This is a genomic window from Streptococcus sp. SM3 (assembly GCF_027497875.1).
The window spans coordinates 1-16,780 of sequence record NZ_JAJNSA010000004.1; the positions used below are offsets into that span (position 1 = coordinate 1).

At 38.8% G+C, this 16,780-nt stretch carries 14 protein-coding genes and 2 pseudogenes; 2 read left to right on the forward strand and 14 right to left on the reverse strand.

Annotated features, from left to right (window positions below; genetic code table 11):
- The 9 genes and pseudogenes from PAN06_RS01290 to PAN06_RS01330 all read right to left on the reverse strand — a co-directional run.
- The coding region (locus tag PAN06_RS01290; RefSeq protein WP_269795367.1) for a sialoglycan-binding domain-containing protein at nt 1–5,414 on the reverse strand (5,414 nt) is incomplete at its 3' end.
- Nucleotides 5,415–5,843: 429 nt separating this feature from the next.
- A pseudogene (locus tag PAN06_RS01295) lies at nt 5,844–5,945 on the reverse strand (TrkA family potassium uptake protein); the annotation flags it as partial.
- A 138-nt stretch (nt 5,946–6,083) separates the two neighbouring features.
- Nucleotides 6,084–6,473: a YtxH domain-containing protein gene (locus tag PAN06_RS01300; RefSeq protein WP_125409424.1), complete on the reverse strand. Its 390-nt coding sequence runs from the start codon at nt 6,471–6,473 to the stop codon at nt 6,084–6,086.
- Nucleotides 6,446–6,872, reverse strand: a pseudogene (locus tag PAN06_RS01305) (DUF948 domain-containing protein). Before PAN06_RS01305 ends, PAN06_RS01300 begins: the two are co-directional and overlap by 28 nt.
- Complete coding sequence (gene lgt, locus PAN06_RS01310) at nt 6,873–7,661, reverse strand: prolipoprotein diacylglyceryl transferase (protein ID WP_269795368.1); 789 nt, start codon at nt 7,659–7,661, stop codon at nt 6,873–6,875. It lies immediately after the preceding pseudogene.
- Nucleotides 7,654–8,589: an HPr(Ser) kinase/phosphatase gene (gene hprK / locus PAN06_RS01315; protein WP_000115152.1), complete on the reverse strand. Its 936-nt coding sequence runs from the start codon at nt 8,587–8,589 to the stop codon at nt 7,654–7,656. Before hprK ends, lgt begins: the two co-directional genes overlap by 8 nt.
- 129 nt (nt 8,590–8,718) lie before the next feature.
- Nucleotides 8,719–8,895: a 30S ribosomal protein S21 gene (gene rpsU, locus PAN06_RS01320; protein ID WP_000048054.1), complete on the reverse strand. Its 177-nt coding sequence runs from the start codon at nt 8,893–8,895 to the stop codon at nt 8,719–8,721.
- A 79-nt stretch (nt 8,896–8,974) separates the two neighbouring features.
- Entirely contained in the window at nt 8,975–9,481 is a 507-nt protein-coding gene (locus PAN06_RS01325) for a hypothetical protein (protein ID WP_269795369.1), read from the reverse strand.
- Between the two features lie 72 nt (nt 9,482–9,553).
- Nucleotides 9,554–10,261, reverse strand: coding sequence for a glucosamine-6-phosphate deaminase (locus PAN06_RS01330; RefSeq protein WP_269795370.1), 708 nt, complete (start codon nt 10,259–10,261; stop codon nt 9,554–9,556).
- A 150-nt stretch (nt 10,262–10,411) separates the two neighbouring features.
- Between PAN06_RS01330 and queA the strand changes: the two genes are divergently transcribed.
- Nucleotides 10,412–11,440, forward strand: coding sequence for a tRNA preQ1(34) S-adenosylmethionine ribosyltransferase-isomerase QueA (gene queA, locus PAN06_RS01335; RefSeq protein ID WP_004269929.1), 1,029 nt, complete (start codon nt 10,412–10,414; stop codon nt 11,438–11,440).
- Between the two features lie 78 nt (nt 11,441–11,518).
- Here queA and PAN06_RS01340 read toward each other — a convergent pair whose 3' ends face one another.
- Genes PAN06_RS01340 through PAN06_RS01360 form a run of 5 tightly spaced genes read right to left on the reverse strand, consistent with a single transcriptional unit; the run spans nt 11,519 to nt 16,217 of the window.
- Nucleotides 11,519–12,379 (reverse strand): YihY/virulence factor BrkB family protein, encoded by an 861-nt coding sequence (locus PAN06_RS01340; RefSeq protein WP_269795371.1) that lies wholly within the window; start codon nt 12,377–12,379, stop codon nt 11,519–11,521.
- Between the two features lie 27 nt (nt 12,380–12,406).
- Nucleotides 12,407–14,461 (reverse strand): sodium:proton antiporter, encoded by a 2,055-nt coding sequence (locus PAN06_RS01345; RefSeq protein ID WP_269795372.1) that lies wholly within the window; start codon nt 14,459–14,461, stop codon nt 12,407–12,409.
- 11 nt (nt 14,462–14,472) lie between these two features.
- On the reverse strand, nt 14,473–14,727 hold the full coding sequence (locus PAN06_RS01350; RefSeq protein ID WP_000361085.1) for a hypothetical protein: 255 nt from the start codon (nt 14,725–14,727) through the stop codon (nt 14,473–14,475).
- Nucleotides 14,720–15,277: a class I SAM-dependent methyltransferase gene (locus PAN06_RS01355; protein WP_269795373.1), complete on the reverse strand. Its 558-nt coding sequence runs from the start codon at nt 15,275–15,277 to the stop codon at nt 14,720–14,722. The genes PAN06_RS01350 and PAN06_RS01355 overlap by 8 nt, the downstream gene beginning before the upstream one ends.
- On the reverse strand, nt 15,261–16,217 hold the full coding sequence (locus PAN06_RS01360; protein ID WP_269795374.1) for a TIGR01212 family radical SAM protein: 957 nt from the start codon (nt 16,215–16,217) through the stop codon (nt 15,261–15,263). The genes PAN06_RS01355 and PAN06_RS01360 overlap by 17 nt, the downstream gene beginning before the upstream one ends.
- A gap of 91 nt (nt 16,218–16,308) precedes the next feature.
- Between PAN06_RS01360 and PAN06_RS01365 the strand changes: the two genes are divergently transcribed.
- Nucleotides 16,309–16,668, forward strand: a complete 360-nt coding sequence (locus tag PAN06_RS01365) for a DUF3397 family protein (protein ID WP_020902455.1) — start codon at nt 16,309–16,311, stop codon at nt 16,666–16,668.
- Nucleotides 16,669–16,780: the final 112 nt, after the last annotated feature.

Below are 16,780 nucleotides of genomic sequence, written 5' to 3' on the forward strand. Positions count from 1 at the left end.
ACTAGATTTCCACCGTTATCCACTGTTAAACCATTTACTGGACTATCTACTGTAATCGTTGTTCCTGGTTTGTTTGGTGTTATTACCTTAGTATTTGCTGGTACTGGTGTTTTTTCTGGTACAGTTGTTTCTGTTACTATTCCTGTTAATTTATCCGCTATTTTTGGATTTGCATCTTCTGTATCTGGAATTCCATCGTTATCATCATCTGAATCTTCTTTATCTGGAATACCATCTCCATCTGTATCGCGTTGGATTGGAACTGGAACTTTCACAGTAACTGTCTCGCCACCATTTGTAACTTTAACCGGAATCTCTACTATACGTTCTTCTTCTTTTGGTTCCCAATTGTCTACTGTTGGTGTTCCTTTAAGTTTACCTTCATCATCTACTGTTAAACCGTTTACTGGTTTGTCTGTTGTAATGCTTGAACCTGGTTTGTTAGGTGTCACAACTATAACTGGTGTAATTAGTGCTTTTTCCGGAACTGGTGCTGGGTTTGTAACCTCAGCAGCTAAAGGTCCATTTGCTGTTCCTCTAGCTACAGGACTCTCAAGTGTTAAATTATTATCAATTTTCTTAGATACTTTTGCAGTTATATCTGTTTTATCTGCAACTTCAGCATCAGAAATTGTTACAACTCCTGCAGGCGTTACTGATACTTTATCAGCTGACTTACCATTTACTGTCCAATTATTTCCTGATTTTGTAACTGTTACAGTTTCTGGTGTTGTTTTACCTGTTGGTGTGTAAGTAATTGTAATAGTATCTATATCTTGTGGATTTGTGCTGTTAGGACGTGTTGGTGGTGTTATTGTTGCACTTCCATCCTCATTACCTACTATGCTAGGTACTGTTGGTGTTATTGCTAACACTACTTGACGTTTGATTTCTGTCGGTGCAAATGTTGTTCTAGTCGTACTATTAACATCTGTAATAGAATTTTTACTAGTATCTGGGAATATTGCTGTTGCATTTCGAGTATATTTCCCTGAATTATCTAGTGTTGTTCCTGGATCTAATTTATCACCTTGTTTCCATGTCCACGTCATACCACTTGGTAAATAATTGTTCCCTTTATCTGCTTTATCTTCACTATCTACAACTTTAAGGTACTTATGAGCATCAATGTTTTTATCACTGTTTGCTACATTCAATGTTGAACCTACTGGTACTTTTGCTATACCGTTTTCTAGATTTCTTGTTTCAATATCAACTACACGGTACTTGAATTTGAAATCACGGCTATCTGTAGCACTACTTCCTTCTACGTGAAGAGTTGATTCATGTACTCCTAAAGTTTCAGTATTCAATACAGTACCTGAAGATAAACGAGTTGCATATGGATTTGCTTGAGTTTTTCCTGTTTGAGACGTAAATGTTGATGAAGTTACTCCTTTTGGAAGCCCTTCTTTAACTTCTACTTTAGAAATTATACCAGTGTTATCCCATACTTTTAGTTCTGGGTTAAATGTAGCTCCTCGATAAACTGTAAATATTGGTGTATTTGCATTTTCTGTTAAACGAACTCCATTTAGCGTTGCTTCTGGTTTTTGAGCATCTTTTGCAACTGCTTTTGCTGGATCTGAATCAGTACTATTTCCATTTTTCGTAACTACTGTTACTTCCGTTCCGTCTTTTACTTTATTTTCTGGAATTGTAATTTCCCCTGTTTTAGGATTAATTCGTACTTCTGGTTTATCTACTGTCCAGTTTCCTTTAGGATCTTTCTTTCCTACAGCTGTTTGTGGTTGGTTATCTTCCCCTATATAGCTAACAGTAATCTTATCTACTTTTGCTGGATCTTGTGGTTTTGCTGTTACTTCTCCATTATCTTTTGCTGTTACTACTGGCGTTTGTGGTTTTGCACCTTTTGCTATTTCTTTTGCTATTGGACTTTCAAGAGTTAAATTATTATCAATTCTCTTAGATACTTTTGCCGTTACCTCTTTACCATCCGCTACCTCAGGATCAGAAATTGTTACAACTCCTGCAGGTGTTACCGATACTTTATCTGTTGTCTTGCCGTTTACTGTCCAATTATTTCCTGATTTTGTAACTGTTACAGTTTCTGGAGTTGTCTTACCTGTTGGTGTGTAAGTAAGTGTAATAGTATCTATGTCCTGTGGTGTTGTGCTATTAGGACGTGTTGGTGGCGTTATTGTAACAGTTCCGTTTTCATTAGCTACTACACTTGGCGCTGTTGGTGTTACTGCTAAAACTACCGGGCGTTTGATTTCTGTCGGTGCAAATGTTTTTCTAGTTGTGCTATTGACATCTGAAACACTAGTTGGGAATATTGCTGTTGCATTTCGAGTATATTTACCTGAATTATCTAGTGTTGTTCCAGGTTCTAATTTATCCCCTTGTTTCCATGTCCACGTCATACCGCTTGGTAAATAATTATTTCCACGATCTGCCAAGTCTTTACTGTCTACTACTTTTAGATAGTTATGTGCATCAATATTTTTACCACTGTTTGCTACATTCAATGTCGAACCTACTGGTACTTTTGCTACACCATTTTCTAGATTTTTTGATTCGATATCAACTACGCGATATTTGAATTTTAAATCACGACTATCTGTAGCACTACTTCCTTCTACATGAAGAGTTCCTATGTGGTCTCCTAGCGTTTGAGTATTCAATACTGTACCTGAAGATAAACGTGTTGTGTATGGTGTTTTTTCAGTTTTACCTGTTTGAGCTGTAAATGTAGATGCTGTTATTCCATATGGAAGATTTCCTGTTGTTACTTTAGAAATTACACCAGAATTATCCCATACTTTTAGTTCTGGGTTAAATGTTGCCCCTCGATAAACAGTAAAGATTGGTGAATTAGCTGTTTCTGTCAAACGAACTCCATTTAACGTCGCTTCTGGTTTTTTAGTATCACGTGGTGTTACATTGAATGTAAATGTTACTGGCTTAGCTTTGTTACCAGCATTGTCACTAGCATTGAAAGTAATCGTATTTGTTTTACCAACATCTTCTGCAGTTGTTGTAATAGTAATTGTAGTTACTTTTTCAGTATCAGTAATTTTTACATTAGTATTTGTTGCTTTACCAGACAGAAGTCTATTACCATATTTTGTAGTGAAATCTTTACCGTCGATAGTAACAACTTTATTATCTTTTGCTGTTACTGTAAAGGTTACTTTTTCACCTTCTACTACTGTTTGGTTAGCTGGTGAGATTGCTAATGTAGGTGGTTGGTTATCTGGTGCTTCTAGTACTGTAACTGGTACATTTACATTTTCAGTCGATCCATCTGGATATGTTACTTTTACTACCGCATTCCCTACGTTTCCTGGCTTAGCTGTTGATGGTTTACTTAAAACAGTAAGTGAGCCAGGTGCATAGTTCTTCACTTTTGCTTTGACTGCATCATCAGTAATCGTTTGCCCTTGGTTTACTGTTAACGTTTCTCCTGTCGGATTGTACTTAGACGCTTGATCTTTTACTGTAATGGTAATTGTTTTTTCAGCTTTGTTTCCATTTTTATCATAGGCTTTAATAGTTACTGTACTATTGCCTACAGGTCCTGTCGGTGTCCCAGTAATCTTACCATTTGCAAATGTTAATCCTTGTGGTAATCCAGTTACTTCAATCGGATTGTTTGGACGCATTCCTACTCCACCTGTATTATCTACAGCTGTTACCGGAATTGGTGTGATTGCTTCTTTTTTCGTTACTGTTGCTCCGTTGGCATTAATAGTTGGTGGTGTCGTATCTCTTGGTGCTAAACTTGTTCCTAGCGAACCTACAATATATGATTGATTAGTATTTCGCGCAGATGTCACAGACGCTGCATATACATTACCATTAGCTGCATCTTTTTCTGTTACATTATCCTTCAATTTCACTCTAGCTGTCATATGTATCGCATAAGGTGTGCTTACCTTACCTACTTCCATTCCAAGAGTATAACTTACCCCACCAGTATAATTCCCATCTGTTTTTCTTACAATCTTATCTAAGTCAGAATCGTCTTGGTTATTTTTAAACACTTGGGGTTTTTGATTGGAACGACTTACTCCTGAGTTTGGATCATATAGAGATCTTCTATCACCATCAAAGATCTTATCCTTCTGTTGCCAAGGATTCGAAATTACAATTGTATTTCCAACCTTTTCAAATCCACTGCCTCCATCAGAAAGCCTTCTTCCACCAACATTTCGATAACGAGTAATAGTTAAATTTTCTACTCTATTAGAACCATCCATGATATTGAACGGAGGTTGAAAATAATAATGCTGACCATAAGATTGTTCTACCATAGCTCTTCCATCATTATTGAAGAAAATATCATAGACCATCCATTTACCTGAACTGTTTTGCTCATAAGCTGCTTTAATTACTGTCTTATTTTCTGTAAATTCAGGTTCATTATTTCTTGTTTTTCGTCCTCCGTTATCTTTCGGATCGACCGATGCATAGTATTTAACGTTCTTTAACGCCCCAGAAGAACTAATTGGTGTATAAGCTCTAAACTGTATTCCTCGAGGAATACTCTGTCCATTACGTGGATCATGAGAACCCGAATTCAAACGCATGGTAGCAATTTTAACAGAGTTAAAAGTTCTCTTAACACGCTTGTTCAAATCCTCAAGTTCACTAGTCGTTACTCCAGTATTAGATACCGCTCCTTGAGCAAGGGAAATGACATCATTAGCTTTTTCTAATACTTCTTTAGTAGTCTCATGATCAGGTAATTCAAGAAGTGCTGCTTTTAATTGTTCAAGAGATAGCTTTAAAGAATCATTTTTATTTGTAGGGACTTCATTTTCCTTATTTGATGATTCATCCGATTTTTTCTTAGCTTCTGACTCTGTTGGCTCTGTTTTATCATTAGCCAACTCTTCCTTAGGCCTGTTGGTCTCTTTATTTGCTTGTGATAAAGTTGCTACATCGCTCTTTAAGAGTGATGCCAATTCATCTACATCTTTTTGGACTGCATCGGCACTACTAAGTATAGCTTGCCCTCTTTGAACTCTATCTTTAATCGAAGAGAGAAGGGAACTATCAAGATTTAATGGAGTTGAAAGAAGACCATTTAGTTCTTCCAAAACTGTTCTTAACTGCGATTTATCAGCTGTTTTAAGAAGGCTTTCAGTAGTAGTTGGTTTTTCATGTTTTACAGGATTAAGTTCGACATCTACTTTATTTTCAGCAGTTTCCTTACTTTCCTCAACATTTTCAGGCTTATCAGTCCCATCTTGCAGTGACTCATCTTTTGCTTTCACTAAATCGGCAGTAGATTGATTTTTACCATTTATAGTATCTGCACTTGCTACGTGTGCTCCTAAAAACATCAGTGCTGCTATAGCTACCGATGCCGCACCGAACTTATATTTACGAATACTATAACGAAGCTCTTTCTCCGCCCTGCAATCTTGTTGCTTATTCCACATGATTTACAATCTCCATATTTTCTCTGTTGATATAGCATTTTTTCTTATAAACATACGTAAAAAAACGCTACATATAGTTTTCTTAAGCATAAACAATCTGTATTTTAAGTACATATTGTTTATACCAGTTATTTTGTACCTTGGATACAATTTTATGATAACAGATTGTCCTTTAAAATTCAATACATTACCATTAAATCCCCAAAATATTTTAAATATTTGAAAATATACAAAAATTTAAAACCAATTTATCTAAGGGATGCCTACCCTATATTATAGAAGAACCTAAAGAATATCTTTGTAAAAATAGCTTCGTTTGCCTTACTTTTAAAGTATATAAATATCAACTCAAATGTGAAAAAGTATTTTAGACATCAAAAAGAGAGGTTCCCTCCCTTCTGAATTTAATTCTGCTAAAGTAGCCAAATACTAATTGTTGATAACATCTAAAATATAGGTGTCTGACTTCAAAAGATTATTGGGGTCAAATTGGACGTCCAAGGGAGCATTTTCCTGATTACGAAAGCCGATACTATATTAAAATGAAACATCCATATAAATGATAGAGCATTTTGATTGCAAAAAAATAAGACAGTAATCTTAATGTGATTACTATCTTAAAAATGATTATCATCATTCACATAAGGTGAAAAGAGAATATAGCTAAATTTATTCTTCTGTTATGTCAATAACAATCTCTTCTGATTCATCAAGAGTTTCGGCCTTTTCTTGCCATTGCTCCTTGAGATTATTGAATCGATTTTTTGATGCTTCTGTCGCTTGACGAGCACATGATTTGGCTTGAGCAAGTACGCTGTCCACAGTGATTTCACCTGACTCAACCTGTTCTTTGGTTTTAAGAACAAAATCTGTAGCCTGCTCCTTGACTTCTGTCAGTTTTTCACAGACCTGCTCCTTAGCATATTCAGGATCTTCTCTCAAATCATCTAGAAAATCTTGAGCCTGACTGCAAACTTGTTTGCCCTTGTCGCTTGTTAAAAACAAGGCAAGAGCTGCACCTGAAACGGTTCCTAAAAGGATTGAGGATAGTTTACCCATAAGAATTCTCCTTTTTTATTTTTTGAAAAATTTACTTGCGACACGTAGAGCTGACAGACTTGCACCAGTCTTAAGTGTTTTTGAACCAGCTGATGAAGCTTTCTTGCTCAAGACACGCGCATGGTCATTGAGGTCTGAAACAGATAGAGATAAATCTGCAACTGCACTAAAGAGTGGATCAATCGTTGCTACCTTGACATTGATATCATCTGCCAAGACATTGACCTTAGCCAGCAATTCATTGGTATGATGCAAGGTCACATCCACATCTAAAGTTAAGGTTTTAATCGTCTTCTCTGTTTCATCGATAACACGTCCAAGCTTTTGTACAGTAATGATTAAATACACTAAAAATACAATCAAAGCAAGGGCTACAAGAATATATGCAACTTCTAACATTTAGTTTTTCTCCTCTGAAATATAGTAAGGGGCCTTCTTTCGATTTTGATATAGAATGATAAAAATACCCAGTCCGATAAGAACAACTGAAAGCCATTGAGACACTCGAAGACCAAAGAACATGAGGCTATCTGTCCGCATGCCTTCAATAACCATGCGACCAAAACCATACCAAATCAAGTAGAAGGCAGTGATATGACCTCGTCTGAGGCTCTTCCATTTTCGTCTAAAAATCAGAATCAAGGCAAAGCCAAGCAGATTCCATAAAGACTCATAAAGGAAGGTCGGCTGACGGTAGCTCCCCTCAATATACATCTGGTCACGGATAAAGCCAGGTAGATAATCCAGATTATCCACTGCTGCACCATAGGCTTCTTGGTTAAAGAAATTGCCCCAGCGACCCAAACTTTGGGCAATCATGACGCTAGGCGCCGCAATATCTAGAAAATCCCAAGTATTGATGAGTTTACGATCAGCAAAAATATAGAGTACAAGAGCCCCAGTTATCAAACCACCGTAAATGGCCAAACCACCATTCCAAATGGCAAAAATCTCTCCCAAATTCTGACTATAGTAATCAAAACGGAAAATGACATAGTAGAGACGAGCTCCTAAAATAGCCAAGGGAAAGGCTATCAAGATGAAATCTAAAATATCGTCTGGTATGATCTTCTTTCTAGGTGCTTCTTTCATGGTCAAATAAACCGCCAAAATCAAGCCTGTCACAATACATAAGGCATACCATCGAATAGCTAGAGGCCCTAGATGAATAGCAATTGGATCAAGCATTAGGCACCTCGTTTTGAGCAATGAGATTTGTCAAGCGTTCTTCGAACAAACGTGTCGCATCAAAGCCCATTTCCTTGGCACGATAATTCATGGCAGCAGCCTCAATCACGACAGAGATATTACGACCAGTTTTAACTGGAATGCGGATACGAGGAATGCCTACGCCAGAAATTTCTATTTCCTCGGCATTGTTTCCAAGACGATCAAAAGTCTTATGCGTATCGTAATTTTCCAGGTAAACGGCTAGCTGGACTTGTGAAGAATCCTTGACCGCACTCGCACCGTAGAGACTCATAACATCGATAATCCCAACACCACGAATTTCAATCAAGTGTTTCAAGATTTCAGCTGGTTCACCCCAAAGAGTAATCTCATCCTTGGCAAAGATATCGACACGGTCATCAGCTACCAAGCGGTGACCACGTTTGACAAGCTCTAAACCTGTCTCACTCTTACCGATACCACTATCTCCCTGAATCAAGACACCCATTCCATAGATATCCATCAAGACACCATGCACACTGGTCCGTTCTGCCAAACGAGAATCCAGATAACTAGATAACTCTCCAGACAAACGACTAGTAGCTGTACGACTGGTTAAAATGGCAATCTTACATTCTCTGGCTGCCTTTAGCATCTCCTCTGGAACTACCAAACCACGAGCAACAATGACCGCAGGTGTCTCAGGTAGAAACATTTTTTTCAAGACTTGGTAACGGTTGTGAGAGGACATCGAAACGAGATAGGACCACTCCTTCATTCCCAAGAGCTGGATTCGCTCTGGCGTGTAGTAGTCAAAATAGCCTGTCATTTCAAGACCAGGTCGCGTAATGTCCGCAGTATTAATTTCCTTTTCAAGTAATTCTGGTTCGCCATAGACAATGTCTAGTCTAAGCTTTTCAATCACTTCTTTTACTAAAACCGACATCATTTCCTCCTTCAAATGAGTTCTTCTCTCTATTATATCAAATTGTAGGAGGATATTTGAGATTTTTGCAGGCTTTGTAGTATTTATTTAAAAGAAAAAGACTAGATTTCTCTAGCCTTTCATTTCTAATTAGAATTTTTTACGTTTACGAGCTGCTTCTGATTTACGTTTACGTTTTACAGAAGGTTTTTCATAGAATTCACGTTTGCGTGTTTCTTGAAGAGTACCAGCTTTAGTAACCGCACGTTTGAAACGACGAAGTGCGTCGTCAAGAGATTCATTCTTACGTACTACTGTTTTAGACATTTTTTTCACTCCCTTCAAGTTCAAGATCTATTCTATTTTACACGTAAAAGGAATAATTGTCAAGAGGAAACTAAGTTTTTTATTCTTCATAATGATTAATAATATAGTTCACCATCTCCTCCATATCTGCTTCAGATAAAGGTAATTCCCAGTTTGTTGTTTCCATTTTAAGAAAAGCATCACTGACTTCAGATTTATTATCTGGCAACAAAATTTTGCCGTCTTTTTCAAACATAATACCTATCCTATCATATAAGACATGAAGATTTTTTTTTCCTTTTTTATTTGGATCAATATCAAAAGACTGTAAAGAGATTAAGATTTCATTTCCTTTATAAGACAAATCAATATACATGTGATTTGATAAATCATACGGTCTAGATAAAGTACCTCCTGATGAGTAATTTGACCTCCCTCTTCCCCCTCTTGTCTTTACAAATGTATCAGTACCATCTTTCTCTTTTAAAAAAATTAAGTTTCCATCACTATCTCTCTTGCTTAAAAGAAAGTATTTTATTTTATTTTTCTCTTCTAGCCTAGCTCTCTTATATGCTTCTTTTATTTTTAGAAATTCTTCTTTATTCATGTGTCCCCTAACGTAATGTTGAAGTTTTATATGTCTAAAGCAACTCACTACACAGAGCAAGTGGTTCTGAATTTATTTTTCAAGTAAGCTGAGCGCTTCAGCATCTGCGATGATCGTCACATCAGGGTGATTTTGGAGGCTACTTGCTGGGAGATTCTCAGTCACTGGGCCAGACACTGTTCCGGCAATGGCTTCTGCTTTCGACTCACCGTAAGCAAAGAGAAGGATTGACTTGGCATCCAAGATATTTTTAATTCCCATTGAAATGGCTTGAGTTGGAACGTCTTCAATCTTGTCAAAGAAGCGAGCATTGGCTTCAATAGTAGACTGGTCAAGCTCTACTAGATGCGTTTGACTGTCAAATGGAGTACCAGGTTCATTAAATCCGATATGTCCATTGCGACCGATTCCCAAGATTTGGAGGTCAACTGGATGCTCAGCCAAAATTTGGTTGTAGCGTTCAACTTCAGCTTCAGCATGGTCCTTAACTCCACGAGGTAAGAAACTTTCTTTAAATGGTTTTTGGTTGAACAAATTTTCTTGCATGAAGTAACGGTAAGACTGTGGATTGTCTCCATCAAGTCCTACATACTCATCAAGGTTGACACTGGTTAGATTTGAAAAATCAAGGTCACTCTCAACAATTTCCTTGTAAAATTCAAGTGGGCTACTTCCTGTCGCAAGTCCTAGTGTTTGAGCTCCATTGGCCAATTTTTCCTTCAAAATCTCAAAAGCAACTTTTCCACCTTCGATTTGGTTTTCAACTTTAATAACTTTCATCTTTTTATCCTCCGTTTCAATCTATATTTATTATATGGTATAGACCAATTTTTGTCAAGTGAAAACGATTTAATTTTCAAAAAAAGAGCGTCCAAACTTGAAACATGTTATAATGGATAAGATTAGAACTTAGAAAGAATGAACAGATATATGAATACAGCTGATTTTGATTTCCACTTACCCGAGGAATTGATTGCCCAAACGCCCCTTGAAAAACGGGATGCTTCTAAACTCCTCATTGTCAACCGTGAGACTGGAGAAATGCAGGATAAACACTTCCACTCTATTATTGATATGCTGGAACCTGGTGACGCCCTTGTCATGAACGATACCCGCGTTCTCCCTGCCCGCCTCTATGGTCAAAAGGAAGAAACTGGAGGTCATGTGGAACTTCTCCTGCTTAAAAATACTAGTGGAGATGAGTGGGAAGTTCTGGCTAAACCTGCCAAACGCCTCAAGGTTGGCACTCGTGTTAGCTTTGGTGATGGTCGCCTCAGCGCTGTCGTTACGGAAGAATTGACCCACGGGGGCCGCATTGTCCGCTTTGAATACCAAGGAATTTTCCTAGAAGTTTTGGAAAGTCTGGGTGAAATGCCTCTGCCACCTTATATTCACGAAAAACTGGATGACCGTGAACGTTATCAAACCGTTTACGCTAAGGAAAGTGGCTCTGCTGCTGCACCAACTGCTGGACTGCACTTCACCAAAGAACTGCTGGCAGAAATCCAAGCTAAAGGAGTTCATCTGGTCTATCTGACTCTTCATGTCGGGCTCGGAACCTTTAGACCAGTTTCTGTTGACAATCTGGACGAACATGAAATGCACTCAGAATTCTACCAACTTTCTGAAGAAGCAGCTGCCACCCTTCGATCTGTTAAGGAAAATGGAGGCCGTGTCATCGCTGTCGGAACCACTTCTATCCGCACCTTGGAGACTATTGGTTCCAAGTTTGAGGGGCAAATCCAAGCAGATTCTGGCTGGACCAATATCTTTATCAAACCTGGGTATGAGTGGAAGGTCGTGGATGCCTTCTCAACCAACTTCCACCTGCCAAAATCAACTCTGGTCATGTTGGTTTCTGCTTTTGCAGGCCGTGAATTAGTCTTAGACGCTTATCACCATGCCATTCAAGAACACTACCGCTTCTTTAGTTTCGGTGATGCCATGTTTATCTATTAATTTTCATAATCAAAAAAGCGCATATTATCAAGGTTTTAAAACCTGATAGTATGCGTTTTGTTATGGATAAAAATTGAGTTAATTTATTCTCAAGCTCGGATCTTTCAAACTCTGAACACTGGCATTGATCACCGCACCGACAATCAAAATCTTAGCGATGAGAATAAACCAGAACATCATGACCACCACGACGACGGAACTGAAAAAACGCACGTCCACTAGGTGATTGACATAATTGTTGACATAGACTGAAAAGATATTGAGCAGTAAGGCCAGAGTCAATAAGACAAAGGCACTACCTGGTAATACAGAGCGAATCCGTCGGATCTTGACATTAGGCAGAAAATAATAAAGCATGACCAAGATAGCAAAAATCAAAGCATAGACCAAGGGACCTGTTAGATCTTGCAGATAATCAAAGAGAAGACTATCCGATTTCCAGTAACTTTTGATAAGGTTGAGAAGCATGCGACCAAAGACACTCAAAAACAGAGCTAAGGCAAAGAGAATCTGCAAGCCAAAACTGACAAACAAACTCATGAGCTGATGGGAAATCATTCCACGATTTTTTGCTACTCCGTAAGCTTTATTAAAGGCTTTCTGTAGGAAATTCATGGATTTTGAAAAGGTCCAGAGGGCTGACAAAACCGCAAAACTCAATAAACCCGTTGAAGGTTGGGTCAGCACTTCTGTAATAATCTTTGCAACCACATCATACATGGTTTCTGGCAAAAATTCATTGACAACCTTTAAAAAATTAGAAACTGGAATCTGAAAATAAGGGAGGATATTGACCACCACCAAAAGAAGGGGAAAAATCGAAATCAACCAATAGTAGGCTACTGCGACACTGGTCAACTCACTATCTGATGCTTGATAATAATGCAAAAAAGCTTTTAATAAAGGCTTATCTATCAGCTCTTTCCACCACTTTTTCATGTCACACTCCTTCACTTATAATCTTGATTAATTTCTTCTTACCAATTCCATCATATCATAAGGTAGGGTATTGGCAGCTTCCTTCAAGGAATAGTTCTCTAGATTATTTACATTTTGTCGTAACTTCTTGGCATACTTGGTCGTAATCAATCGTTTTTCTTCATATTCAAAAATCAGCTTGCGCTCCAGATAATAGCCTCTCAGCATTTCATCGATATTGTTGGGTTTAACACGATTAATAACCCGTTCGACAAAGGCACCACTGGTGATAATAGCTGTTTCTCGGAGACGAGAATCCTGCATGAAGCTGATCAAAGAACTCTTATAAACCCCTTTAAGGTTCTCCAGACTTTCGATAATCATCTCTGTATTTTCTAGATAGAGCTCTGCAATTTGGTCATAGTCAAGGGCTCTGAGTTTCTGTGATTCTTCATTTTTCCAACTGCGAAAGGTCTTGCCAAAGGTAAAGACTTCGTGAAGGAGAAAACGTAAGATCCGCAAGGAAACAAGGAAATAATAGGTCAATCGTGAAGCAAACTTGCGATTGATACTTTGTTCCATGTTTTTCAAATAACGTTGGTAGACTCGATAGGCACGCTCACTCATCTTGTCCTCTTCGTAAGCCTGTTCTAAACCATCACTTTCAATACTGAGGATGAGAAGTTTCAAGGCCTCCCAGTCTTCTTGAGCCCCCTTATTTTCTTGACTCAGGATAAGATTTTCAATACGTCCATGGTAATTGTCAATGGCTGCATAGAGGGGAAGTTTATTTCTGGTTTCTTCCAACTCTTTTTCCAACTCTAGCGTCACTTCATTCAAAATGGCTATATGCATGAGATAGTCCTTGCTTTCTTCCTGTTCATCAGAAAGATGAGGCAAGACCACGAGGCCTGTTAAAAAGCTTACAAGCGTCACACCTGCGACAAGGAAAAGCAAGAGAGGATACTCCTGTTCTAGATTACTTGGTATCAGAAGGATCGTAGCAATCGACACCGTTCCCTTGACACCTGAGAAGGTCAAAAGAAGCATGTCCTTCATATACTTATTTAACTTTTTCTTGAGACGTCTAGTTCTATAGGCATAATAGCCATAAATCATGACAAAACGAATCGCAAAGAGGACAAAGGTAAGGGCTATAAGAGATCCCAATAAAAGTAAGGGATTATAGATTGGATTGGTCAAGATAGGCTCTGCTATCATTTCCAACTCCATCCCTAAAATCACAAAGACAGAACCGTTTAGCATAAAATTCACTGTATGCCAAACCGTCTCGGTCACCGTATCCACTTGGGCTTCGAGGAGCGTAATTTTCTTAAAACGGCTTGCCTTTAAAATCCCAGCAACTACAACGGCAATAATCCCTGAAACGTGGACTTCTTCTGCCAGAAAGAAGGTTACCAAGGGCAAACTCAATTCCAGAAGGAGCTCACTAGCAATATCCGTTGCTCTCACACTTAGCAAGAAGCTATGGAGGAAACGATTGGTCATGGCTGTTAAAAAGCCAATCAAAAAACCACCTAGGATTGAAAAGATGAGCGAACTGCTAGCTTGCCCAAGGGAAAAGGCTCCCGTTGTCCAAGCTGTCAAAGCTACCTGAAAGGCAACCAAACCAGAAGCATCATTCAAGAGTCCTTCACCTTTAAGAATATTGGACACGCGCTTAGGAAAGCTAAAACGCTCCGAAAGAGAAGCAAAAGCCACCAAGTCCGTAGGACCAAGGGCTGCCCCAACTGCCAAGCAAGCTGCCAAAGGAAGACTGAGCCAAAGAAGATGGGCCAAGCCACCCAAACTCAGGGTCGAGATGAAAATCACTGGAAATATGAGATAAACAATGATTCGCCAGTGTTTTAAAATAGCTGTAATGTCCGCTTCTTCCGACTCTCGAAAAAGCAAGGGCCCAATAACCAGTGCCAAAAACAACTCTGTATTGAGGTGAAAGTCGGTATTGGGTAAAAAGAGACCAATCACAATTCCCAAAAGAATTTGCACCAAAGGGAGAGGCAAAAAGGGCAGGAGTTTATTGGTTGTACTCGAGACAATCAAGACCAGTAAAAATAGGATGAGGTAAATCAGTAATTCCACGCACTTCCTCCTTAATCTTTTTTACAACAGGATTCAAATATCTCCTTCTGCTCTTTGATTTTTTGGTCAATCTTGGAACAATCCTTGTGCTCAATTTTTCTCTGGCACCGCTCCATTTCAAGAGCAACTAATTTTTTCTTGATTTTAAGCATTTTTTTGCTCATATGTGCTTGGTCTAGCACTCCCACCGCTCGTTCGTGGTGGGTTGACTCAACAAAATTCTGGCGCATGGCATCCAGCTTTTCACGTAGGTATTGTTTATCCATGTCTATATCTCTCTAATTTTTCAATCATCACTAAAAACGGTGGGTTGTTGACTTGGTTCAGGGTTCGGTAAATGGCAGCTGTGTACTCTTGTTGGTTCAACTGGCTGACAAAATCCAAGACAGCATCCCTCTCTAGGTCGCCTCCTTCATGACCATAATAGATCATGATAGCAATCCGTCCACCTTTGACAAGCAAATGACACAGCTTTTCTAATGCTTCAATCGTTGTCTGAGGTTGGGTGATGACAGACTTATCAGCTGACGGCAGATAGCCCAGATTAAAAATCCCTGCCTTGGCTTCTGTAACAAACTGGTCCAGTGTCTCGTGACCTTGCAAGATTAATTGGGCATTTGTCAGGCTAGCCTGATGCAAACGCTCTTGGGTCTTTTCCAAGGCTTGCTCCTGAATATCAAAGGCATAGACTTGCTTAGCTAGCTTGGCTAGAAAAAGCGTGTCATGACCATTTCCCATGGTCGCATCCACTACGATATCATCTTGAGTTACAACCTCAGCCAAAAAATCATGTGCCATTTCAAGTGGTCTTTTCATTTTCAAACTCCTGTTTTACAGCCTTGCATCCTTGAACACTTCCACGACGTCGCATTTCAGTTTCAATAGCATTTAGCACTTCCCATTTATTGAGGCTCCACATAGGCCCAATCAGCATATCCCTAGGTGCATCTCCTGTGATTCGATGGATAACGATATGCTTGGGAATGATTTCCAGTTGGTCGCAGATGACCTTTACATATTCGTCCTGACTCATCAACTGCAAGCGTCCTTCGTGATAATCTCGTTGCATACGAGTATTGGTCATAAGATGGAGCAAATGCAGTTTAATCCCTTGAATATCGTTATCCGTGACACAGCGGCGGACATTTTCAATCATCATCTCATGGGTTTCACCAGGCAAGCCATTGATCAAATGGGAAACTATCTCAATCTTGGGATACTTTCTCAAACGCTTGACCGTTTCCACGTACAATTCATAGGAGTGGGCACGGTTAATCAGATCAGAGGTTGCTTCATAAGTGGTCTGCAAGCCCAATTCAACCGTCACATGCATGCGTTCCGACAACTCAGCCAAATACTCGATAGTTTCGTCTGGTAAACAGTCTGGGCGCGTTCCAATATTGATTCCTACCACACCTGGCTCGCTGATAGCCTGTTCATATCGCTCCCGAATCACTTCCACCTTTTCATGGGTGTTGGTAAAATTTTGAAAATAAACCAGATATTTCTGAACATCCGGCCACTTACGGTGCATAAAGTCAATTTCCTTATAAAATTGCTCACGGATAGGCGCATCCGGTGCTACGATAGCATCTCCAGAACCTGAAACCGTACAAAAAGTACAGCCTCCATGAGCCACAGTCCCATCACGATTGGGACAGTCAAACCCCGCATCAATAGGGACTTTAAAAGTCTTTTCTCCAAAGAGTTTTCGATAATAATCATTCAAGGTGTTATAAGATTTCATAACTTTCATTATAACAAAAAACACCCACAATCTCAAAAGCCTGACTTTCCTATAAATTCCTCTGTTTCTCGTTTCCTTTAGCGATTTTTTATGATACAATATGGGTATGATTTTAATGAAATTAGCATCTATTTTATTATTGATACTGACCTTAGTCGTCTGCATTATCATAACCAAACTTTTTAGATTAAAAAAACTAGGACGAAACTTTGCGGATTTGGCTTTTCCAGTCTTGGTATTTGAGTACTACCTAATCACAGCTAAAACCTTTACCCATAATTTCCTCCCTAGACTGGGCCTAGCCCTCTCACTCCTAGCCATTATTCTCGTTTTTTTCTTTCTTTTGAAAAAACGCAGCTTTTACTATCCTAAATTCATCAAATTCTTCTGGCGAGCAGGATTCTTATTAACCCTTGTCATGTATATCGAGATGATTGTTGAATTGTTCTTAATGAAATAATCGAATCCCTAAACATTTTTTAGGGATTTTTGCTTTCTCTACAAAATAGGATAGACAATAACACTATACAATTTTATACAAAGAAAATCCCTTAGAAACTTATATTCCAAGG

Bases quoted from the DNA above. Each gene is read 5' to 3' on its own strand.
- PAN06_RS01330 (WP_269795370.1), bottom strand. From the start codon at position 10,261: ATGAAAGTTATTAAAGTTGAAAACCAAATCGAAGGTGGAAAAGTTGCT.
- PAN06_RS01365 (WP_020902455.1), top strand. From the start codon at position 16,309: ATGGGTATGATTTTAATGAAATTAGCATCTATTTTATTATTGATACTG.
- rpsU (WP_000048054.1), bottom strand. From the start codon at position 8,895: ATGTCTAAAACAGTAGTACGTAAGAATGAATCTCTTGACGACGCACTT.
- PAN06_RS01300 (WP_125409424.1), bottom strand. From the start codon at position 6,473: ATGGGTAAACTATCCTCAATCCTTTTAGGAACCGTTTCAGGTGCAGCT.
- PAN06_RS01355 (WP_269795373.1), bottom strand. From the start codon at position 15,277: ATGAAAAGACCACTTGAAATGGCACATGATTTTTTGGCTGAGGTTGTA.
- PAN06_RS01340 (WP_269795371.1), bottom strand. From the start codon at position 12,379: ATGAAAAAGTGGTGGAAAGAGCTGATAGATAAGCCTTTATTAAAAGCT.
- hprK (WP_000115152.1), bottom strand. From the start codon at position 8,589: ATGTCGGTTTTAGTAAAAGAAGTGATTGAAAAGCTTAGACTAGACATT.
- PAN06_RS01350 (WP_000361085.1), bottom strand. From the start codon at position 14,727: ATGGATAAACAATACCTACGTGAAAAGCTGGATGCCATGCGCCAGAAT.
- PAN06_RS01325 (WP_269795369.1), bottom strand. From the start codon at position 9,481: ATGAATAAAGAAGAATTTCTAAAAATAAAAGAAGCATATAAGAGAGCT.
- lgt (WP_269795368.1), bottom strand. From the start codon at position 7,661: ATGCTTGATCCAATTGCTATTCATCTAGGGCCTCTAGCTATTCGATGG.
- PAN06_RS01360 (WP_269795374.1), bottom strand. From the start codon at position 16,217: ATGAAAGTTATGAAATCTTATAACACCTTGAATGATTATTATCGAAAA.
- queA (WP_004269929.1), top strand. From the start codon at position 10,412: ATGAATACAGCTGATTTTGATTTCCACTTACCCGAGGAATTGATTGCC.